The sequence below is a fragment of the Glutamicibacter ardleyensis genome (assembly GCF_014644555.1).
GTDB lineage: Bacteria > Actinomycetota > Actinomycetes > Actinomycetales > Micrococcaceae > Glutamicibacter > Glutamicibacter bergerei.
Map to the genome: position 1 here is coordinate 56,249 of NZ_BMKX01000001.1, position 20,042 is coordinate 76,290.

The following is a 20,042-nucleotide window of genomic DNA, read 5'->3' on the forward strand; positions in this document are numbered from 1 at the left end:
GCAGAATCGGGGCTAGGCTTGGGCCACCAGAGGACAGGCGAGCATGCCACCAGGGCAACAACGCCTGGAGTGCAAAGGATCTGCCATGAGCCCGAATCCGGAACCCGTTAGTAGCAATGTTGATGCAGCCAGCGCTCGAGAAGTTGCCGAGGCCTCCCGTGAACAAACGTGGGAACGTCCAAGTTTCGCCAAAGGCATCTACATGGGCGACGTCGACTTTTCGCTAATCACCCCCATGCCAGTGCAAGATGCGCAATCCGCCGAGCGTGGCGAAAAATTCCTTGCGCAACTAATCCCAGTCCTCGACGGGTTCGACGCATCGCGCATTGAACAAGCTGCGCGCATTCCCGAGGAATACATCAAAGCGCTACGCGAGGTAGGCGCCTTTGGTATGAAGATCCCCGAAGAATACGGTGGATTGGAGCTGAGTCTGCTTGATTACGGGCGGGCTTTAATGCGGGTTGGTTCGGTTTCCCCTGCTCTTGGTGCGCTGCTTTCGGCTCACCAATCAATCGGCGTGCCGGAACCGGTCAAAAGTTTTGGAACGTCGGAACAAAAACGCACCTATCTTCCGCGTTGTGCGGCCGGCGAGATCAGTGCCTTCCTGCTCACCGAAAACGATGTGGGCTCGGATCCGGCCAGGCTAGGTACCTACGCGACGCTCAGCGAGGACGGAACCCACTACCTTCTCGAAGGGTCAAAGCTCTGGACCACCAATGGCGTGGTCGCCGACCTGCTCGTCGTCATGGCGCAGGTCAAACCGCATGAGGCTCAAGGGGCCGAACTCGCAGGCAAGGGTGGGATTACCGCTTTTATCGTGGAAGCAAGCAGCGCCGGCATCACCGTAGAAAATCGCAACGCTTTCATGGGACTGCGTGGAATCGAAAATGGCGTGACACGGTTCTCCGCGGTGCGGGTTCCGGTAGAAAATCGATTGAGCCGCGAGGGCTCCGGGCTGAAAATTGCGCTGAGCACATTAAATACCGGTCGATTGTCGATTCCTGCCCTGTGCGCTGGAGCAGGAAAATGGTCCACCAAAATTGCTCGCGAATGGTCAGCGGCCCGAGTGCAATGGGGTCTGCCCATAGGCAAGCACCAAGCAGTTGCCGCCAAGCTTTCCTATATGGCAGCGAGCACCTACGCTCTGGAAGCGGTCTTCGAGCTGAGCGCTAGTCTGGCCGACGCAGGCATGAAAGATGTCCGGATCGAAGCAGCTCTGGCCAAGCTCTACAGTTCCGAGGTCTCTTACAAAATTGTTGATGAGCTAATTCAGATCCGTGGCGGCCGAGGATACGAAACAGCTGCCTCCCAAGCCGCACGTGGCGAACGAGCGGTGCCCGCCGAACAGCTGCTGCGCGATCTACGCATTAACCGCATCTTCGAAGGTTCTACCGAAATCATGCACCTGCTGATTGCCCGTGAAGCGGTGGACGCACACTTGCAAGCAGCCGGGGCTCTCGCTCAGGCTGGTTCCAGCCTGGAGGACAAAGCCCGAGCGGCCGTTGACGCGTCCGGCTTCTACGCGCGCTGGTTACCCAAGCTTATGGTTGGAGCCGGGACCGTGCCGGGGTCCTTTTCGGAACAAGGACCGCTGGCCAAGCACCTGCGCTTTATTGAACGCAGCTCCAGGCGCCTGGCACGTCAAACTTTTGCCGGGATGGCGCGCTGGCAGGCTGGCATGGATAAACAGCAAGTCTTCCTTGGCCACATCGTTGATATCGGCGCCGAACTTTTTGCGATGGCAGCAACTATCACCAAGACCCTCTCCTTGCATGAGACTGGAGCGCCGGAAAGGTTCTCAGCCGAGACGCTCGCACAAGCATTTTGCGAACAAGCCACCAAACGATGCGAAGAACATTTTAGGCAGTTGTGGAACAACACCACCCACCGTGATGAACAAATTGCGGCGAAACTCCTGAATGGAGATTTTGAATGGCTCGAAGACGGCGTGCGCGATGTTTCCGAAAATACCGGTCCATGGATCGCCGAGTGGTCAACCCAGAGCATGCCGGATGCACGCCAACCGTATGGCACCGAAGGTTGAATCCGTGGCTGGGATGAGATTTGGAAAGAATCTGATGCACGCTGGAGGTGATGCTAAACGGAACCTCGCGGTCTAACCCAGCATTGCTCGAAATGGGCGTGCGGTGCCGGCGAGCACCGAATAGATCCCCACCCCGGGCCTTGGAAGCCGCTGGGCACCGCTTCGTCCATGCTTCGGCACCGAAGATCCAGAGCTCAATTGGTGGCCGCACCAGCCTAGTTTCGCTGTTATCCATGCATTCGATACCAGAGCAACGCCACCTGCAGGCTTGCCCTGGACTCGGCGGTTCCCAGCGAAACACCGAGCTTGTCTTCCAATTTCGCCAGCCGCGCGTACAGCGTGGGACGAGAGAGGTAGCTTTCCTTAGCCAGGGTGCTCTTGTTGCCCCCGTGGTTGAGAAACTGTTCCAGCAGTTCAAGTCCATCTGGGTCCACTGGGGAAAGCAATCCAGATAGTTCGGTAAGCGCGAAGCTTCTCATTCGTGCATCCTGCCCCATGGCAGAAAGCACCCCGCGCAGGCGCAGATCCGCAAAACGATAATAGGGACGGGCCCGGGTGGGAAGGTTGGGGACAATTTCGGCCACGTGTGCGGCCTCTTCCAACCGGCGAGCGCTGGCACCGATGCTGGTCTCCTCCGCTGCTACCCCGATGGCGATATGCGTTGTGAGCATTTCGGTGAGTTGGCGGGTAAACCGCTGCAAGGCGTTGGCCACCAGCTGTTTGGCGGATACCGGCACGATAACGGCAAGGCACCCCGAGCGCAGTGAGCCTGCAAGTACTCCCACACGCATGTTTTCTGCCACTTGGTCAATCACTTCCAGCACTTCCCGTTCGCGAAGTTGCAGGTCTGTGGGGCTGTAATTCTCCGCTTCGGCAAGGGCGATGACTAGCGGTACATAGTGCGATCCGCTGTCCAGGCCCAGGGATTGGGCGCGGACTGCGACTTCCTTGTCCGTATATGAATGATGTTGCTGCAGCTCATGCATCATGGAGGTACGTGCCTGATAGAGCAATTCACGTTGGTCACGCCCGGAGAGCCTGGCGATCGTCAGGGTCTGTCCGGCACGTTCAAGAACCAGTGCCGCGTTATGTTCATCGTCCAGTTCGTCCGGAACGACTAACCGGCCCCACCGGTTGCGTACCGCGCCTACCGGGGTTTGCAGCCAGTTTTCGGTGCCGTGTCCACGCCCGGTCTGTTCCGCGTAGCCAACAAATTTTGAGCGGTTCATCCAGTGTTCCAACACCGATTCGGCACCGTATCCGGCTCCGGCGTGAGCCAGCACGTGGTGGCGTACGTCTTCGAGGACTACCGGAGCACCAAGCAGCTCGGAGGTGCGTTCCACGATGCGCTGCTCATCAGCCTCATTGAGCGATAGTTCGGTGTAGATTTCGTGCACGTTGCGGGAGAACTGCACGGCCGCCAGTTGTTCGGAAACCAGCCGTTCGTGGATGACCTCGGTGATCTGCACAAAACGTACCTTTTTCCGCAGGTGGATCACCGGCAGTTCGAGACCCTGCGCGGCGTCGGCTAGGTGCTTTGCCGCCGGTGAGTTCGGGTGCACCGGGTCGGCTAGCAGTTCAACAATCACTCCGGCGGCACCAGCGTGGGCCAGCTGGTTCATGAATGAGCGCAATCGTTCCACTGTTGGTTCCACATTGCGTAAGGTCGTCAGCACCACCTCGCGTCCAAAGAGCAGATCGACGTTGTCCGCTGATTCGGTGACGTGGACCCAACGCAGGTTCGCATCCAGATTTTTCGCACCGGAGAGAACCAGCGGATCCGCGTCTTGGACTACCGGCAAAGCCAAGACATCACCCATGGTCAAAGAACCGGCGGTTCGTGTACCCATTATTCGCACCTTTACAAAGCGTAAGTATTGCCTACTAAATCATGACACATTGCATGTGTTGTCAGTCATATTGGTGACGCAAGATGGAGTCAGGTAACCAACCACGCTTTGAAGGGAATTTTCATGACGACTACTATCACCGAAACTCTGCAGCACTGGGTTAACAACGCTCCATTCACCGGTGAGGGCGACACACGTACCGCCAAGGTCTACAACCCCGCCACCGGTGAGGTAGCCCGCGAGGTGGCTCTCGCCTCGAAGAACACCACCGAAGCGGCAATTGCAGCTGCCCGCGAGGCCTTCCCGAAGTGGCGCGACACCTCGCTGGCCCGCCGCACCGCCATCATGTTCACCTTCCGCCAGTTGCTTGCCGAGCGCAAGGGTGAACTAGCGGCCATTATCACCGCCGAACACGGCAAGGTGCTGGACGACGCCTTGGGCGAAATTGCCCGCGGCATGGAAATTGTTGAGCTGTGCTGCAACGCCCCCTACCTGCTCAAGGGCGAATACTCCGAGAACGCTTCCACCGGCGTGGATGTCCAGTCCCTGCGCCAGCCGGTCGGCGTCTCCGCCATCATCTCGCCGTTCAACTTCCCGGCAATGGTTCCGCTCTGGTTCTTCCCGGTAGCCATCGCCTCCGGCAACACCGTGGTTCTCAAGCCTTCGGAAAAGGATCCTACGGCGGCACAGTGGATGGCAGAGCTCTTCGCCGAAGCTGGCCTGCCCGAGGGCGTACTCAACGTTGTGCATGGCGACAAGGAATCGGTGGATACCTTGTTGACCGACCCACGCGTGGATACCGTATCTTTTGTTGGCTCCACCCCCATCGCCCAGTACGTCTACTCCACAGGTGCCGCCCACGGCAAGCGTGTCCAGGCCTTCGGCGGAGCGAAGAACCACATGCTCGTGCTGCCGGATGCAGATCTGGAGCTGGCAGCAGATATGGCGGTGAACGCCGGATTCGGCGCCGCCGGCGAGCGCTGCATGGCGATCTCCGTAGTGGTTGCGCTGGACACCATTGCCGATGAACTGGTCGCTAAGATTGCCGAACGCGCCAAGAAGCTGCGCGTAGGCGATGGCACTCGCGGTTGCGATATGGGCCCGCTGATCACCGGCGAACACCGAGACAAGGTCGCCGGATACATCGAGCAAGGCATAAGCTCCGGCGCGGAGCTGGTAGTTGATGGTCGCACCGGAGCGCTCGATGCCGAGGGCAACGGATTCTTCTTGCACCCGACCTTGTTCGACAAGGTCGGTACCGACATGTCCATCTACACCGATGAAATCTTCGGCCCGGTCCTGTCGGTAGTTCGTGTAGAAACATTCAACGAGGGTATCGACCTGATCAACGCCTCGAAGTACGGCAACGGCACCGCGATCTTCACCAATGATGGTGGAGCCGCCAGGCGTTTTGAGAACGAAATCCAGGTGGGCATGGTCGGCGTCAACGTGCCGATCCCGGTACCGGTGGGTTACCACTCCTTCGGCGGCTGGAAAGCTTCGTTGTTCGGTGACCAGCATGCCTACGGCCCTGAGGGCTTTAAGTTCTTCACCCGCAACAAGGTCGTCACCAAGCGTTGGCTTGATCCGAGCCACGGCGGCATCAACCTCGGCTTCCCGCAGAACGACTAGCCGGCATCCCTTCTCAGTGGTTCCAGTAGAAAGAACTAGATACATGACCGAGCAGCTCACCACCGAAATTTCGGCGGAAGAGATCCAGGCAGGCAAGCATGCCTACCAGCTGGACCGCGACCACGTATTTCATTCGTGGCAGGCCCAAGGGCCATTCGCTCCGATGACCATCCTGAAAACCCAGGACTCTTACGTCTGGGATGGCGAAGGACGCCAGCTGATCGATATTTCCAGCCAGCTGGTGAACACTAATATCGGCCACCAGCACCCCAAGGTCATCGCAGCAATTCACGAGCAAGCGGACAAGATTGCCACCATTGCCCCGCAGCATGTTAATGACGCACGGTCCGAGGCGGCCCGGCTGATCGCCGAACGAACCCCGGGTGATTTAAACCGGATCTTCTTTACCAATGGCGGCGCCGATGCGGTAGAACACGCGATCCGCATGGCACGGCTGCATACCGGGAAACACAAGGTGCTTTCAGCCTACCGTTCCTATCATGGCGGTACTCACCTCGCGGTGAACGTGACCGGAGATCCACGCCGTTATGCCTCGGATCACGCAACCGACGGGGTGGTGCACTTCTTCCCTGCTTACCCCTACCGTTCCTACTTTGGTTCAACCACCGAAGCCGAGGAAACCGAGCGGGCCCTGAAGCACTTGGAAGACACCATCATCTTGGAAGGTGCCTCGACTATCGGCGCGCTAATCCTCGAATCGATTCCCGGCACCGCCGGAATATACCTGCCACCGGCAGGTTACTTGGCGGGGGTATGGGAGTTGACCCGTAAATACGGGATCGTTTACATCGCCGATGAGGTCATGGCAGGCTTTGGACGTTCCGGTGAATGGTTCGCGGTCAATCACTGGGATGTCACCCCAGATCTGTTGACCTTCGCCAAGGGAGTGAACTCCGGCTATGTTCCACTAGGTGGTGTGGCGATCAGTGAGGCGATCTATGAGACCTTCCGCGAGCGTCAGTACCCTGGAGGCCTGACATATTCCGGGCACCCACTGGCCTGCGCTGCGGCGGTGGCGACCATCACCGCAATGGAAGACGAAAATATGATCGCTAACGCGAAGCGTCTAGGCGAGGAAATTATCGGTCCGCGCCTGGAACGTTTCTATGCCGACCATCCGTCGGTCGGCGAGGTTCGTGGCACCGGAGTGTTCTGGGCCATTGAGCTGGTGAAGAATCGTGAAACTCGTGAGCCATTAGCGGCCTACGGTGGCTCGTCAGCTGAAATGAATGAAGTCGTCGCGGCGGCCAAGGCAGCCGGTTTGTTGCCGTTCGCAAACTTCAACCGGCTGCACGTGGTTCCGGCCATGAACATTCCCGACGAGGTTCTTATCGAGGCACTCGATCGTCTGGAGCAGGCGCTCTTTGTCGCGGACAAGTTTGTAACCGCCTAACGATGAGCAATATCAGGCCCGGAGGAAGCACATATTGTGTTTCCTCCGGGCCTTTTAGCATTTTCTTCCCTACTAAGACCAGGACCTCAAAGTGATCCCCTCCGAGCTCAACGAGTCCACCGCGTTGCTGCTGAACGCGCACCCGCAAGCTTCCACAGATCAGCAAGCTTGCCAGCAGGCAAGCATTGACCGTTCCGGTTATATCCCGGAAAGCTTTGCCGATGGGGTGATCTTTGCCCAAAGCATCGATGATGTGGTGTTGGCGATGAGTTTGGCTCATGAGCATGGGGTGAAGATTGTTCCGCGTGGGGCTGGCACCGGTCTGGCTGCAGGATCCTGTGCACAAGCCGGCGAGGTGGTGCTCGATTTATCGCGGATGAACCAGATCTTGGACATTGACCCAGTAGAGCAGCTTGCCGCAGTCCAGCCTGGAGTGCTCAATGCTGAAGTAAACCGGGCGGCCGGAGAACATGAATTGTTCTACGCTCCAGACCCAGCAAGTACCGCAATCTGCTCCATTGGCGGAAATATTGCCACAAACGCGGGCGGCATGTGGTGCGCCAAGTATGGGGTGACCCGCGAGTCCGTACTCAGCCTGTTGGTGGTGTTGCCCGATGGCCAGCTATTGCGCACCGGACGTCGCACCATCAAGGGTGTAGCCGGGTATGACATGAACGCCTTGCTCATTGGTTCGGAAGGTACCTTAGGCATCGTGGTGGAAGCGGTACTCCGCTTACGTCCCAAACCCCGGTTCACCTCCACCATGGTTGCCTACTTCGCCGATGAAAACACCGCCGCGCAGGCTGCCTCGGCGGTCATCGCTGCCCGACTACAACCCTCGGTACTCGAACTGATGGACGGCAAATCTCTGCGGGCGATAGATGCAGCGTTGGGGACCGAACATCAACAGCGTGGTGGAGCGTTGTTATTGGCGCAGACCGATGGTTTTGGCGCACAACTGGAGATGCAAGCACTCACCCAAACAATTGCCCCGTTGGCCAGCCATGTTGAACTTGCCGAAAATGAAGAAGAGGCCCACGCCCTGATCGAAGCGAGACGCCAAGCGATCCCAAGCATGGAGTTACTGGGCACGGTATCGATCTGCGATATCGGTGTGCCACGCAATCGTCTTGCCGAAGCATTCGCCGGGTTACAACGTATCGAAGCCGAGCGTGGCGTAGAAATTTTCACGATTGCTCACGCAGCGGACGGAAATCTACACCCAATCATTGTGGTTCCTGAAGGGCAATCCATTACTACGGGGGCCGCGAAACTTGCGTTGGCTGACATGTTCTATCTGGCTAAGGAATTAGGCGGGACGCTCACCGGAGAACACGGAATCGGGTTACTCAAGCAGGACTGGCTCGCCGAGGAAATTGGTGAGACTTCGTTGCAGTTACAGCGACGGCTACGTGCGGTCTTTGACCCTCAAGGAATTCTCAATCCAGGCAAAGCAATCTAACCCCGAGAAATCTAAATTGGTCGTGCGGGCGGCGAATACAAAACGGCCCGCACAATCAGGCATTTGAGACATCAGATAGTGTTTATTTGCTCTAGCTAACTAGCTTTATTCTCGTTAGAATAATGCGATGGATGCCAGTAAATTCGCCGATGTCAACTTCGTGATCCCACTGTTTTATCTGGGCGTTGCAGTGGTTTGCTTGTTGATCTTCATTCCCCTGTTCATCCATGGGATGCTACGTCGGCGAAAGTTCTCCACCCTGGTAGACGGCTACCAAACTTACGCATTACGTTCCTCCATTCGCATTGAGCTGATCGTCGCTGCGCTCGTTGCAGTCCTGACCATCGTGTTCCTCGCCATGGGTATTACCGGTTATTTCGATTCAAGGAATGACTTGGAAGCTAATATTCAGCTTAAATACAATCCCACCCATCTTGAGCTGGGGCCGTGGAATGGTTCATGGGCTACCGCTGACCTCACGCTGCCAGACGGCACGGTCTTTGATGACGTTGAGGTTATGCTCCAAGGCTCTGGAGAACCATTTATCGAAAAGGTTTGGTACCACGAGCGCGACAAACGTAACCAGTAGTATCCCATAACTAGCGAGTATGTAATACTGATCCCCGGATCTAATTTGCGCACCATATGAAGCGCCTACACAAAAGGGGAAAAACACGATGATGGGTATGAATGGTGCACCGGTAGGTGATCCGTTTCAGCCTCACCTGCAATGGGGCCTGAAAGCGTCCTTCGTAGGATATATTTCATCGCTACCCGACGGGCGAATCGAAGCTTCCAATGGTGTCTGGCAAGTTGGAAACAACCTGGCTTTTCCGGTTTCCAACCAAACAGAAGCCCCCGAGGGAGAACTTCATTTTAAGGGCAACGTCTCGTTTGAAGGACACGGCGGGATGATGAAACTGGATCTGATTGAACCGCACATCGAAGAGCATGGTGACAAGATTCTACTCAGCGTCGCAGATCAGTCCGGTACCCGCGCACCGTTGGCCGAACTAACCGAAACCACGGTGTCAAACGCCTTCGGCTTAGTCAAAACCCGCTTTGAAGCACGACTCACCGAGCAAGGCTCGGTTCTGTTTAACGGTCAGTATAAGGCTGGCCAAGAGATGGAACCAGTAGAGATTGTCCTACGTAGCTAATCGCTAGACGTTAAGGACGGGACCGCAACTGTACCTAGTTGCGATCCCGCAATTTTTAACCCATATTAGCCTTTGATTAGCTGTGGCTGTGCCAGCGATTTGAGCTCATCCGGGCCAAATTCCAGCCCATAACCTGATTGTTTAGCCCCACCAAAAAGTGCCGGGACTTCTTGCTTCTACCCTAGTCAGGCGTTTTGGTCCTGTTCCAATGAACGCAGGTAGGCAAGCCCGGGGTGTCCTTCAAGTCCTTGCTGCCCGCGTAACGCCCAGACGGCGGCTACGGCAGCATACAAACCACCGGTACCACCGAGCATCAGTGGCTGTGTATCCGGGAATTGCACGATCATCGTGCCAGTTGTGCTGTCGATATCCATACTGATGGCTCCGCTGAAGTAGAAACTTAACCATGTTCCGTCGTGTCGTCGGCAGAGCACTCGATGGTTCGTTACGACAGCTAACACTTCCTGCTGCTCACGCCACTGTTCTTTCGCCAATGCGTCAGCCTGAGTTCGACGGGCTTTGTTCCCCATCGCCATGGCCAGAACGCCAACGGCAACTAAGGTTGGATGCCCCATCAAGAAGCCAGAACTCTGTGAGTAGGTGACATCTGAACCATAGAATCGGGCGTAGTTGGCATTAGCGGCGCAGAGCGTCTGTTCGCTTTGCCCCATGACGACGTCCCACGGCGGGTTTTGCGGTTTCCAAGTTCCGTCGAAAAGATCACCAGCCAGCTGAGCTGCTGCGACCTGCGCACGCGCGAGCTCTGCCCTTTCGCTGAAGATCACCTTTTCCGATTTTGTATAGCGTCCTTTGGATCGGCAGAATGCCCGCCAGGCAAGACGCATCTTTCCGAACGATGTTATAAAGAAGAAGAGCCCAAAGCCGAAAATGATGAATGACCCGAAAGCCATTCCTGCTAGCTCGGTGTTCTCAATTTTGTTGGTCAGCGAAAAAGCAATGAGCAAGAGAATCCCACTGGCAATGAAGAGAACCAAGGCAACGGCCACTCGGATAATCCACGGTGCATGGCGTTTCCAAGTTGAGAAGTTGTCGTATTCCATTTCCTTGAGCGTTGATAATTTGCCGCGCAAACTGGCCAGCCCTTCTGTAATAAATTGATCTGCCCAACTGGTTTGAATAAGTTTATTCGGGTTACTCTGCGATTTCTTGTTATTGTGCCAATGTTGCACGAAGGTTCTGCGAACCGCCAAGTTGCCTCTCTTCCCGAAAGAACTCGAAGCTCGGCGGACCTGTTCCTCGGTGAACACTTGGCCGATGTACCCCTCGAACAGGACCGTGGCTTGCAGGGCAATGACTTCAGCGTGGTCAAAACCGGCTTCTCGGCGGCGCTCACCGAGGCTGGTTCGAAGCTGTTCAACGGCCAGTACCGCGGGCCAGCAGATGGATGAAGTTGAGGTTGTGCTGCGCGGCTCGATTCCGCCGAGTGCCGGGCCTTCGCTTTCTCTGCCTTCTGATATCAGCTGACTTGACTGTTTTTCTTCCGAAAACGACGTAGGCTCGGTTTATGTCGAGTGCCCACGTATCAAAGATCAGAATTCTGGCTGGGTTGAGCATCGTGTTGATGATTTTGTCATTCATCACGGCGCATTCGTGGTTTTTGCAGATCATCACGTTGGGCTTAGGCGCATCGGCGCTGATATCGGTTTTTGCGCGGTTACGCCATACAAGGCGCACGGATGCCGGCAACCAGTCGCTTCTGCTCCCCGTGATCGCCATCTCCGCGACAGCGGCATTCGTCTTCCGATTCTTCGTCTTATGGGCTTCCTCAAGGCCTACACGGTACGCCGATTACATGCCCGAGGGTGGAGCTCCGGTCACGAATGGAATTGCGCTGAACACCCAGTTCTTCCAGCTGACATCCCTAGGATTGCTTGCACTCTTGCCTGTGATCTACTTCGTCCTGCTGCTGACGACTTTTCGTGGAAACACTGTCACGGACAGGGCGGTTACCGCCAGCTAGTACGACTACCTCTTTTAAAAATTCAGGATTTCCGCGAGAACTCGGAAGCGCGGCGGACCTGTTCCTCGGAGAGCGCTTGGCCGGTGTACTTCTCGAACTGTGCCGCGGCTTGCAGGGCAATGACTTCGGCGCCAGTGATCACTTGCTTGCCGGCGCTACGCGCTACGCGGATCAACGGTGTTTCGCTCGGAAAAGCCACGACATCGAATACGCTTCGGGCTAAGCCTATCTGCTCGGCACTGAATGAGAATTCTTCTGACTGCGCACCGACCATGCCCAGCGGTGTAACATTCACAAGGATCTTGTGTCCCGGGGCAGGGTCGACGCCGGCAAAACCGTAGCCGTATTTATCAGCCAGGGCTTGACCGGAACCTTCATTGCGAGCCAGCACGGTCAGGTCGCGGAAACCCGCTTCGTGGAAGGCCGCAACCACAGCCTTGGCCATTCCGCCGGAGCCACGGACAAGCACACTGCTTCCTGGATCCAGCTGATGGCGTTCGATGAGCGTCGCGATCGCTTCGAAGTCCGTGTTGGAAGCAACCAGTAGCCCACTGGCATTCACGATGGTGTTCACCGAGTCGATTGCTTTGGCCGAAAACTCGATCTCGTCGACCATTGCCATAACATCTTCTTTGAACGGCATGGATACCGAGCAACCGCGGATGCCCAAGGCTCGGACACCAGTAATGGCACCGGCGAGGTCGTCGGTGGAGAAGGCCTTGTAGACGAAGTTCAGCCCGAGTTCTTCATACAAATAATTGTGGAACCGGGTGCCGATGTTAGACGGTCGACCCGATAACGAAATGCATAAGGTCATGTCTTTATTCAAAATAGGCACGCGTTGCCCTCCAAATATTGCTGCCGGTTCACATCCCAATATACGTGGGGATCCGTGGCGCACACTTTCACGAATCGGCATTGGCGGTTATCCTCTTGGGCTATGACCAAGGAACTTGATGACGGCCCGTTCTTCCACGGCACCAAAGCCGAGCTGCAGCTTGGAGGTGCATTGACTGCCGGATTCCCGTCGAATTACCGTCCGGAAATAATCACGAACCGTATCTAATTCACGGCGCTTGTCGATGAAGCAGGGCTGGCGGCTAAAATCGCGGCGTGGACGGTATCGCCCATGTCTACGAGGTAGAAGTAGAACCGACGGGCGCGTATGAAGACGACCCCAACGCGACCGATAAGGATTTCCCGGGCAACACAACTCGCTCCGATCGCAGGATCGCACTGGTACGCGTGATCCGCGAAGTCTATAACTGGACGCGGTTGCGTTCCTAGGCCTTGCAGGCTTGGCGCGAGAGGATTCCAAGAATCAGCGACGGTCCAGGCGCTGAAGTCATTAATTAGGGATTGGGCGTTTGCGGGCGGTGCCGATGCCTTGGACAGCATCGGGCACCGCCCGAAAATCTTCGCGCTCGGCTACGCTCAGCCCTTGATTAGCTGCGGCTGTGCCAGTGATTTGAGCCCATCCAGGCCAAACTCCAGCCCATAACCTGATTGTTTAGCCCCACCAAAAGGAATCCGTGGATCGATAGTTCCGTGCGAATTAATCCACACGGTTCCTGCTTGGATCCGGGCAGCCACCGCGAGAGCCTGCTGTCGGTCCGAGCTCCACACCGACGCACCCAACCCGGTCTCCAACGCATTGGCATGCCCAATAGCCTCTTCGACATCCTTCACCTTGATGATTGGCAAGGCCGGGCCAAACTGTTCCTCGGTCACCAACCGGTTCTGAGGATCTATGTCCGCGATCAACGTAGTTGGGTAGAAATACCCCGGAGCTTGCAGATCTGGGTTCCCGCCGAGCAGCACCTTGGCGCCGGAATCAACCGCGTCTTGGACTAGGTCCGCCACAATGTCGAACTGCGCCTTATTCTGCAGTGGGCCGAGCACGTTATTTTCATCCAGCCCCACGCCCATAGGCATTTTAGCAGCCACGTTGGTGAGCGCTTCGCATACCTGGTCATAGATTGCTTCGGGAACATAGAGCCGTTTGAGTGCCGCGCAGGTCTGGCCGGTATTGATGAAGGCGCCCCAAAACAGGTCTTCTGCGATTGCCTGTGGATCTGCATCTTCCAACACGATTCCTGCGTCGTTTCCGCCTAGTTCCAGGGTCAGTCGCTTGACCGTATCAGCCGAGGAACGAATGATGGCTTTACCCGTTGGGGTGGAACCGGTGAACATGATCTTGCTAATGAGCGGGTGTGAGGAAAGCTTCTCGCCCACGTCGCGTCCTCCGGCGACAATATGCAGCACGCCGGCTGGCAATACTTCATTGAGGATATGACCCAAGGCAAGCACCGACAGTGGGGTGTACTCACTGGGCTTCATCACCACGGTATTTCCCATACGCAACGATGGGGCCAGCTGCCAGATGGAGATCATCATGGGCCAGTTCCACGGACCAATGGCGCCTACTACGCCTAGGGCTCGGTAGTGTTTGGTTGCGTACGTTTCCCCGTCATCGACCACTACTTCTGGTTCGATATCGTAAGCGGTGGCCGCGCGAAGCCAGGCAGCTGCTCCCCCGACCTCAAATCGTGCGTTTGGCCCATTGAGAGGTTTGCCCTGCTCGCGCGACAACAGCTGCGCTAACGCTTCAGCGTTAGCCTCAATATTATCGGCTGCCGAGTTAAGCAAGCGTTTACGTTCTTCATGACCAAGCGCATCCCAAGCAGGTTGGGCCGCGTGGGCGGCGTCAACCGCTGCCTCAAGATCTGAGACACTGCCTTGGGCTACGCGTCCCACCAATTCACCGGTGGCCGGGTCAAGAATTTCTGTGCCACCTGTTGCTGGCTGAATAGCCGTCAATAATTCTTCTGCGTTTGAGTACGACATATGAGAGCTCCTTTAGTGCTGAGAAGTTGAGACGACGGGAAGAATATCTTGATCCGGTTCTGCATTGGGTGTGCGCGAACGCATAAACAACGCCAGCGCCCAACCAATGAGTCCGGGCAGAATCACGATGGCTTGCAGGATGTAACCGAGCATGCCCGGTTCTTCCATTCCAAGCAAGAGATCAAAGTTAACGACAATCTGAGCAAAGACATAGATCAGGGCTATGCCAGATAAGAGTGGGGCAATTACCCGAGTGAATACCGAGTCCTTGGTCCGGTGGCGGATGAAGTAGCCGATCACCGCGAAGGAAGTCAGCGCCATCAGTAGCACCAGTCCGTAGGCGGCAGAGTTCGTCATCCATGTGAACATGGTAAATACGATGTACATCGGATCTTTACCCGTAGAAATCACCGCGAAGACCAGGATCACCACGACGGCCAATAACGACTGCGCCAAGGAACCAGCTACCGGTGCATGTGTGGTCCGTGAGGTACGGGCAAGGAATTTTGGAAGTGCTCCACCGCGTCCCATGGAGTAAAAGTACCGAGCTATGACGTTATGGAATGCCAGCAGCGCGGCAAACAAGCTGGTGATAAACAGGACGTTAGCCAGATCCACAAACCAGGCCGGCGTGTGTGCGCTGAAGAAAACGAACAACAAGTCCGGCCCAAATTCGGCGGTGGATCCCATGACGTTGGATGCCCCTTCTCCTACCGCTACAGCAAAGGCCGAGAACGCATAAAAGCAGGCGATGATGATGATCGCGATCATGGTCGCCCTGCGGGCGGTCCGTTTGGGATCTTTGACCTCTTCGTTGTAGATAGTTCCTGATTCAAACCCCATAAAAGCGGCAATAGTAAAGGCCATAACCGCACCCATTCCGGGAGCCACTGCATCGCCAAGGTTAAACGCGGCTTCGGGCTGGGGAGCCTCCGGCGCCAGGCTGAAAGCCATGATGTTGTAGATGATTACGACCAGAAATTCTGCTGCCACCACGAAGCCCAGAATCTTGACGGAAAAGTCGACTCGGTTCATGCCTAGAAAGCCGACCACGACCCAGGCCACCAACGCCATAACCCACCAAGGGATCGAGGTGCCCATCAACCCATTACTGAAGGAGGACGCGGCAAACCCGAACATGCCATAAATGCCAATCTGCATCAGGTTGTAGCTGACCAGCGCGACCATGGCGGCGCCGACGCCCAGAGCCTTGCCCAAGCCTTCGGCGACATACGCGTAAAAGGCTCCGGCATTTGGGATATGCCGGCTCATCGCAGTGTATCCAACGCTGAACACCAGCAATACAGCTCCAATGAGCAAGAAAGACAAAGGTACTGAGTCCATCCCGGTAACCGCATAGTTCGTTGTCACCCCGCCTGCTACCGCGGTAAGCGGTGCGCTGGCGGCAATGATCATGACGACTAATGCGGGCACCGTCAGTGTGCGTTGTTCCAATCCCATTTGATCCCCCCAATAAGTAAGTATTGTGTTTTCAGGATCTCGTAGCCGCCACGTATTTCCTAGGCCTTGCGTGCACGCCGATTGCCTTCGAGTGCAGATCTTAACTACGGAGCTTAAATGGTCTGACGATATCTTCCGGGGGTCATCCCAAATTCTCGGGAAAACATCCGACTAAAACCTGCAGCGTCACCAATTCCCACACGGGCGCCGATACTTTGCACGGAAAGTTCCTTGAGCATTGGGTCGTTTAGCAGTCCAGAAGCTTCAGTTAGCCGGCGGTGACGGATCAGCGCCGCAACGCTCAGTGGTTCATCGGCGAATAAGGCATGCAAGCTGCGCACCGAAATGAAATGTGCGGCTGCGATGCGCGCTGGGCTTAGTTCCATTTCAGACAGGTGCGCATCTATGTATCTGGTGATGCGTTCGCGCTGATTATTCTTGGTATCCGCATGATTTTCGGTTCCCAAGGCACCGCCTAATGCCGTGGCCAGTAAATCCACGGTGTTGCGAGCCAGTGCAGATCCGCCAAAATCGTCCCACTGCGAGAGGTTCTTCCCTAAATGACTGAGCAATGGGGTGACGGTCCCAGAAAGTGGGTGAGCGCTTTTGAGTGCGACTGCCGTCAGCTGTCCGACCTGTTGCTGGGAGAGCCGAAATTGTTCATGCGGTATCAGGGTGACCATAATCGAGGCTGGTTTTTCAAAGGCCAAGGTATATGGACGCTGAGTGTCGTAAATAGCCAGATCCCCAGGCGATAACAGGGTTTCCCGGCCATCTTGGATCAGCAATCCATGGCCTTGGATCTGATATGAAACTTTGTAGAAAGCGCCGTCTCCACTCGTGGTGAGCTCTTCGGTGCGTCGTACCGCGTGTGGTTTGGCTTGGATGCGCATCAGCCCGATGTCACCAAGCGTGTTGGTGCCAAGAGTGGCAGCAAAATGTCCGGCGGTGACCTGTTCACTGCGCAGTTTAACAAATGCGTCAGAGATGAGCTGCGACCATGCGGTGAACGAGTCCACGTGCTGAAGTTGATACATGCGTTCCCTCTCCGCCCAGGACGATTATGTGCCGAGCATCACGATCGAGGGTACGCCTAGCGGAGGGAAATGTCACTATTTTCTGCACGCGGAGAATTTCCGCTTAGCGCGCCGTCGCGATGTACTGCAGCGTCTCAAGCCGATATTCCAACTGACCCTCAAGGGAGGAGGGAGTGTTGATCGCATTATCGAGCACGCTTCCGGCCTGCGCTCCCATCAAAAAGTTAATCAACGAGTCACGCGCAGCATTCGCTTTCGGGTGTCCGGTGCCGAGTAGCTGTTCTAGCCAGAAATCAAGTAGGGAGCGCCAGCGGTCCATAGTGCCGGCGTTTACCGCCGCCAAGTGCGGGTCCCCCAGCGCTAGATGCCAGAAGTGGACGGCTACGCGGGCCTCATCGCATCGCAGTTCATCTAGTGGGAGCACTTCACGAGCGAAAGCGGCAATCGCTTCTAAAGCGCTCAACCCTGAGGTGGTGCGGGCAATCCGCTTCTCCGTTGACTCGGCGACATAGTTGAAGGTCGCGGCCAGCAAGGAGTCCCGTGTCGGGAAGTAAGGCTTCAGGGCGCCATTGGAATACCCAGCAGCAGCCGCTAGGTCCCGAAGATTAAGTTTCTCAATTCCTTCGCGCGCGATAAATCGCCAGGTGACCTCTACGATCTCACGGCGGCGTTGGTCATGGTCAACAATTTTTGGCATGCCTCAAGCCTAGCCAACATTATTTTTGTTGCATTGATGGGTTGCGTCACATTCCAGTCACGCGTATTCTCTACAAACAGAGAATAATAAATGTTGCAGATCACATTCAAATGCCGAAGGAGTTCGTCATGCCCACCACGACAGCGACCGATTACACCCTGCTTAGCGAAACCGAAATTGGTGCCGCAAAACAGCTTTTGATCGACAATCAACTATTCACCGAGCACACCCGCATTGCGTATTTGGGTCTAGAAGATCCAAGTCATCAGCGTGCAGGTCGGCATATTCGAGTCATGCTTCTAGACAAGATCACCAATTCCCCGAAGGATATCGAGCTGAACCTCAGTGAAAATTCGGTGACTTCGGTTGTTGATTTGGACTCAGCGTTGGCAGGTCAGATGCCGGTGTTGCTCGAAGAGTTCGAAATGGTGGAATCAATTCTTGCTGTCGATCCACAGTGGATAGCCGCCCTCAAAAAGCGTGGCCTCACACCGGATCAAGTACGTGTGGCCCCCTTGTCGGCAGGCGTTTATGCCGAGGAATACCCGGAAGAATCTGGTCGCCGCATCCTACGTGGTCTCGCATTCCGTCAAGACTTCGCCGAAGATTCAGCTTGGGCCCACCCGGTGGACGGGCTGGTCGTTTACATTGACACCATCGCCGGCACCGTCGATCAACTCTTAGATCTGGAGATCGTACCGGTTCCCGAGACCCACGGAAACTATACCGACCCCGAACTGACCGGGCCGCTTCGCACCACGCAGAAACCTATCGAGATCACTCAGCCCGAAGGAGCCAGCTTCACGGTCAGCTCGGGTAACCATGTTGAATGGGAAAAATGGTCACTGGATATCGGCTTCGACATGCGCGAAGGACTAGTACTCTACAACATCGCCTTTAACGACAAGGGCAACGATCGCCGTATCTTGGACCGGGCCTCCATCGCCGAGATGGTAGTTCCTTACGGAGACCCGTCACCTGTGCGCAGCTGGCAGAACTACTTCGATACCGGCGAATACTTGATTGGCCGGTTGGCCAACTCACTAGAGCTCGGTTGTGATTGCCTCGGAGAAATTCACTACATCTCACCGGTAGTCACTGATGCAGACGGAAACGCCCGGACAATCACTAACGGGATCTGCATGCACGAGGAAGACGCCTCGATTCTGTCCAAGCACGCCGATGATTGGTCTGGGGTGAAGTACACCCGTCGCAATCGCCGACTGGTCATCAGCTTCTTCACCACCGTGGGCAACTATGACTACGGTTTTTACTGGTACCTCTACCTCGATGGCACCATCGAATTCGAGGCAAAAGCCACTGGTATCGTCTTCACCTCCGCAATGCGTGACGAGCGTTTTGCTTCGGAAATGGCCCCTGGATTGGGAGCACCCTTCCATCAGCACATCTTCGGCGCTCGTTTGGACTTCGCACTTGATGATGGGCCAAGTCAGGTCATCGAAGAGGAAGCCGTGCGACTCCCAATCAGCAAAGAGAACCCGCGCGGTAACGCATTTAGCCGTTCCCACACGGTGCTTGGCACAGAGAAGCAAGCAGTTCGCGACGCGAATATGCCCGCTGGACGTACTTGGGTGGTCACCAATCCTGAATCAAAGAACTATTTAGGTAAGTCCGTAGGTTACAAGCTTTTGCCACAGGGACTGCCAACCTTGCTCGCCGCTGAAGGATCTTCGATACATCAACGCGCAGAATTCGCGTCCAAAGCATTATGGGTGACCAAACGCAATCCGGCGCAGCGCTACCCAACCGGGGACTTCGTCAATCAAAACCCCGGTGTGGAAGGTATCGGTTCGTGGATTGAAGACGATAAGAATATTGATCGTGAAGAGATTAGCTTGTGGCACACCTTCGCGTTGACACATTTCCCCCGCACCGAAGACTGGCCCATCATGCCGGTAGACACTGTCGGCTTCAAGATCCGCCCGGAGGGATTCTTTGACCGCTCACCCGCACTGGATGTTCCGGAACCCTCCAAGCACGGTTGCTGCTCCACCGAGGCGGAGTCTTCCGGTGGATGCTGCTCCGCTCAGGGATAAATCTCAGAGCTTCAGCACGAAGGTCCTGCTAATCGCAACGTGCTTGCTGGCCGCCGCGCACCTGGGGTTACTGGTCATGGCACCACATGGGTTGGGCTGGAGTTTGCTCATCCTGGTGATGACATTCTGGTGCCTAAAATGCGCTCGCGGCGTCCTCCAAGGCGAGTCTGTACAGGCATTAATGCTGATGAGTGCGCTGATGGCATTGATGCACATCATCATGGTCCTAGGGCTTCCCGGAGCAGTGGCTCATCATTCGACATCCTCAGCCTCTCACCACTCAGCGCAAGCGATCCCCATGCTTGCGGTTGGTGTTAGCGAGCTCGTACTCACGTTCTTTGCAGCGACCATCCTCAACCGTTCGCGAATACGAAGCTCGGACCTACTGGATGCGAGGTAG

19 protein-coding genes and 1 pseudogene are annotated in these 20,042 nt (G+C 56.0%); 12 read left to right on the plus strand and 8 right to left on the minus strand.

Annotated features, from left to right (window positions below; translation table 11 throughout):
- Positions 1-85: 85 nt before the first annotated feature.
- The gene (locus IEX04_RS00285) at positions 86-2,044 is read left to right on the plus strand and encodes an acyl-CoA dehydrogenase family protein (protein ID WP_188682848.1); all 1,959 of its coding nucleotides are present in this window, start codon (positions 86-88) and stop codon (positions 2,042-2,044) included.
- 227 nt (positions 2,045-2,271) lie between these two features.
- Here IEX04_RS00285 and IEX04_RS00290 read toward each other — a convergent pair whose 3' ends face one another.
- Positions 2,272-3,894, minus strand: a complete 1,623-nt coding sequence (locus tag IEX04_RS00290) for a PucR family transcriptional regulator (protein ID WP_188682850.1) — start codon at positions 3,892-3,894, stop codon at positions 2,272-2,274.
- Positions 3,895-4,017: 123 nt separating this feature from the next.
- Between IEX04_RS00290 and IEX04_RS00295 the strand changes: the two genes are divergently transcribed.
- From IEX04_RS00295 to IEX04_RS00315, 5 genes are all read left to right on the plus strand, one after another.
- The gene (locus tag IEX04_RS00295; protein ID WP_188682852.1) at positions 4,018-5,526 is read left to right on the plus strand and encodes a CoA-acylating methylmalonate-semialdehyde dehydrogenase; all 1,509 of its coding nucleotides are present in this window, start codon (positions 4,018-4,020) and stop codon (positions 5,524-5,526) included.
- A gap of 43 nt (positions 5,527-5,569) precedes the next feature.
- The gene (locus IEX04_RS00300) at positions 5,570-6,940 is read left to right on the plus strand and encodes an aspartate aminotransferase family protein (RefSeq protein ID WP_188682854.1); all 1,371 of its coding nucleotides are present in this window, start codon (positions 5,570-5,572) and stop codon (positions 6,938-6,940) included.
- 91 nt (positions 6,941-7,031) lie between these two features.
- Complete coding sequence (locus IEX04_RS00305) at positions 7,032-8,402, plus strand: FAD-binding oxidoreductase (RefSeq protein WP_229676918.1); 1,371 nt, start codon at positions 7,032-7,034, stop codon at positions 8,400-8,402.
- Between the two features lie 127 nt (positions 8,403-8,529).
- Positions 8,530-8,991 carry a hypothetical protein gene (locus IEX04_RS00310; RefSeq protein WP_188682856.1) on the plus strand — a complete coding sequence of 154 codons (462 nt, stop codon included), beginning with the start codon at positions 8,530-8,532 and terminating at the stop codon, positions 8,989-8,991.
- A gap of 88 nt (positions 8,992-9,079) precedes the next feature.
- Positions 9,080-9,562 carry an HtaA domain-containing protein gene (locus IEX04_RS00315; protein ID WP_096255584.1) on the plus strand — a complete coding sequence of 161 codons (483 nt, stop codon included), beginning with the start codon at positions 9,080-9,082 and terminating at the stop codon, positions 9,560-9,562.
- 65 nt (positions 9,563-9,627) lie between these two features.
- On the opposite strand, the pseudogene IEX04_RS19100 reads toward IEX04_RS00315, so the two are convergent.
- Together IEX04_RS19100 and IEX04_RS00320 are read right to left on the minus strand one after the other, a co-directional pair.
- Positions 9,628-9,717 (minus strand): annotated as a pseudogene (locus IEX04_RS19100) (aldehyde dehydrogenase family protein); the annotation flags it as partial.
- Between the two features lie 30 nt (positions 9,718-9,747).
- Positions 9,748-10,752 (minus strand): hypothetical protein, encoded by a 1,005-nt coding sequence (locus IEX04_RS00320; RefSeq protein WP_188682858.1) that lies wholly within the window; start codon positions 10,750-10,752, stop codon positions 9,748-9,750.
- Between IEX04_RS00320 and IEX04_RS00325 the strand changes: the two genes are divergently transcribed.
- Positions 10,744-10,971, plus strand: a complete 228-nt coding sequence (locus IEX04_RS00325; RefSeq protein ID WP_188682860.1) for a hypothetical protein — start codon at positions 10,744-10,746, stop codon at positions 10,969-10,971. The two genes, IEX04_RS00320 and IEX04_RS00325, sit on opposite strands and share 9 nt — an antisense overlap.
- A 116-nt stretch (positions 10,972-11,087) precedes the next feature.
- Positions 11,088-11,543, plus strand: coding sequence for a hypothetical protein (locus tag IEX04_RS00330; RefSeq protein WP_096255589.1), 456 nt, complete (start codon positions 11,088-11,090; stop codon positions 11,541-11,543).
- Between the two features lie 22 nt (positions 11,544-11,565).
- Here IEX04_RS00330 and IEX04_RS00335 read toward each other — a convergent pair whose 3' ends face one another.
- Positions 11,566-12,381, minus strand: a complete 816-nt coding sequence (locus IEX04_RS00335) for a shikimate 5-dehydrogenase (RefSeq protein ID WP_188682868.1) — start codon at positions 12,379-12,381, stop codon at positions 11,566-11,568.
- A gap of 102 nt (positions 12,382-12,483) precedes the next feature.
- Between IEX04_RS00335 and IEX04_RS19065 the strand changes: the two genes are divergently transcribed.
- Both IEX04_RS19065 and IEX04_RS19070 read left to right on the plus strand, forming a co-directional pair.
- Positions 12,484-12,609: an NAD(+)--rifampin ADP-ribosyltransferase gene (locus IEX04_RS19065; RefSeq protein ID WP_308422383.1), complete on the plus strand. Its 126-nt coding sequence runs from the start codon at positions 12,484-12,486 to the stop codon at positions 12,607-12,609.
- Between the two features lie 47 nt (positions 12,610-12,656).
- The gene (locus IEX04_RS19070) at positions 12,657-12,830 is read left to right on the plus strand and encodes an NAD(+)--rifampin ADP-ribosyltransferase (RefSeq protein ID WP_308422384.1); all 174 of its coding nucleotides are present in this window, start codon (positions 12,657-12,659) and stop codon (positions 12,828-12,830) included.
- Between the two features lie 147 nt (positions 12,831-12,977).
- Here the strand turns inward: IEX04_RS19070 and IEX04_RS00345 are convergent, their stop codons facing one another.
- From IEX04_RS00345 to IEX04_RS00360, 4 genes are all read right to left on the minus strand, one after another.
- Complete coding sequence (locus tag IEX04_RS00345) at positions 12,978-14,390, minus strand: aldehyde dehydrogenase family protein (protein ID WP_188682870.1); 1,413 nt, start codon at positions 14,388-14,390, stop codon at positions 12,978-12,980.
- A 12-nt stretch (positions 14,391-14,402) separates the two neighbouring features.
- Positions 14,403-15,851 carry an APC family permease gene (locus IEX04_RS00350; RefSeq protein WP_188682872.1) on the minus strand — a complete coding sequence of 483 codons (1,449 nt, stop codon included), beginning with the start codon at positions 15,849-15,851 and terminating at the stop codon, positions 14,403-14,405.
- Between the two features lie 113 nt (positions 15,852-15,964).
- Positions 15,965-16,888, minus strand: a complete 924-nt coding sequence (locus tag IEX04_RS00355) for an AraC-like ligand-binding domain-containing protein (protein ID WP_188682874.1) — start codon at positions 16,886-16,888, stop codon at positions 15,965-15,967.
- 103 nt (positions 16,889-16,991) lie between these two features.
- Positions 16,992-17,585: a TetR/AcrR family transcriptional regulator gene (locus IEX04_RS00360; protein ID WP_096255598.1), complete on the minus strand. Its 594-nt coding sequence runs from the start codon at positions 17,583-17,585 to the stop codon at positions 16,992-16,994.
- Positions 17,586-17,713: 128 nt separating this feature from the next.
- Here IEX04_RS00360 and IEX04_RS00365 point away from each other — a divergent pair, with 128 nt between their 5' ends.
- A complete protein-coding gene (locus IEX04_RS00365; protein ID WP_188682876.1) occupies positions 17,714-19,642 on the plus strand; it encodes a primary-amine oxidase in 1,929 nt (642 codons plus the stop codon).
- Positions 19,617-20,042, plus strand: a complete 426-nt coding sequence (locus IEX04_RS00370) for a hypothetical protein (RefSeq protein ID WP_188682878.1) — start codon at positions 19,617-19,619, stop codon at positions 20,040-20,042. Before IEX04_RS00365 ends, IEX04_RS00370 begins: the two co-directional genes overlap by 26 nt.

What these genes read in the sequence shown, in the direction of transcription:
- IEX04_RS00285 (WP_188682848.1), top strand. Translation starts at nt 86, where the DNA reads ATGAGCCCGAATCCGGAACCCGTTAGTAGCAATGTTGATGCAGCCAGC.
- IEX04_RS00290 (WP_188682850.1), bottom strand. Translation starts at nt 3,894, where the DNA reads ATGGGTACACGAACCGCCGGTTCTTTGACCATGGGTGATGTCTTGGCT.
- IEX04_RS00295 (WP_188682852.1), top strand. Translation starts at nt 4,018, where the DNA reads ATGACGACTACTATCACCGAAACTCTGCAGCACTGGGTTAACAACGCT.
- IEX04_RS00300 (WP_188682854.1), top strand. Translation starts at nt 5,570, where the DNA reads ATGACCGAGCAGCTCACCACCGAAATTTCGGCGGAAGAGATCCAGGCA.
- IEX04_RS00310 (WP_188682856.1), top strand. Translation starts at nt 8,530, where the DNA reads ATGGATGCCAGTAAATTCGCCGATGTCAACTTCGTGATCCCACTGTTT.
- IEX04_RS00315 (WP_096255584.1), top strand. Translation starts at nt 9,080, where the DNA reads ATGATGGGTATGAATGGTGCACCGGTAGGTGATCCGTTTCAGCCTCAC.
- IEX04_RS00325 (WP_188682860.1), top strand. Translation starts at nt 10,744, where the DNA reads ATGTTGCACGAAGGTTCTGCGAACCGCCAAGTTGCCTCTCTTCCCGAA.
- IEX04_RS00330 (WP_096255589.1), top strand. Translation starts at nt 11,088, where the DNA reads ATGTCGAGTGCCCACGTATCAAAGATCAGAATTCTGGCTGGGTTGAGC.
- IEX04_RS19065 (WP_308422383.1), top strand. Translation starts at nt 12,484, where the DNA reads ATGACCAAGGAACTTGATGACGGCCCGTTCTTCCACGGCACCAAAGCC.
- IEX04_RS00345 (WP_188682870.1), bottom strand. Translation starts at nt 14,390, where the DNA reads ATGTCGTACTCAAACGCAGAAGAATTATTGACGGCTATTCAGCCAGCA.
- IEX04_RS00350 (WP_188682872.1), bottom strand. Translation starts at nt 15,851, where the DNA reads ATGGGATTGGAACAACGCACACTGACGGTGCCCGCATTAGTCGTCATG.
- IEX04_RS00355 (WP_188682874.1), bottom strand. Translation starts at nt 16,888, where the DNA reads ATGTATCAACTTCAGCACGTGGACTCGTTCACCGCATGGTCGCAGCTC.
- IEX04_RS00360 (WP_096255598.1), bottom strand. Translation starts at nt 17,585, where the DNA reads ATGCCAAAAATTGTTGACCATGACCAACGCCGCCGTGAGATCGTAGAG.
- IEX04_RS00365 (WP_188682876.1), top strand. Translation starts at nt 17,714, where the DNA reads ATGCCCACCACGACAGCGACCGATTACACCCTGCTTAGCGAAACCGAA.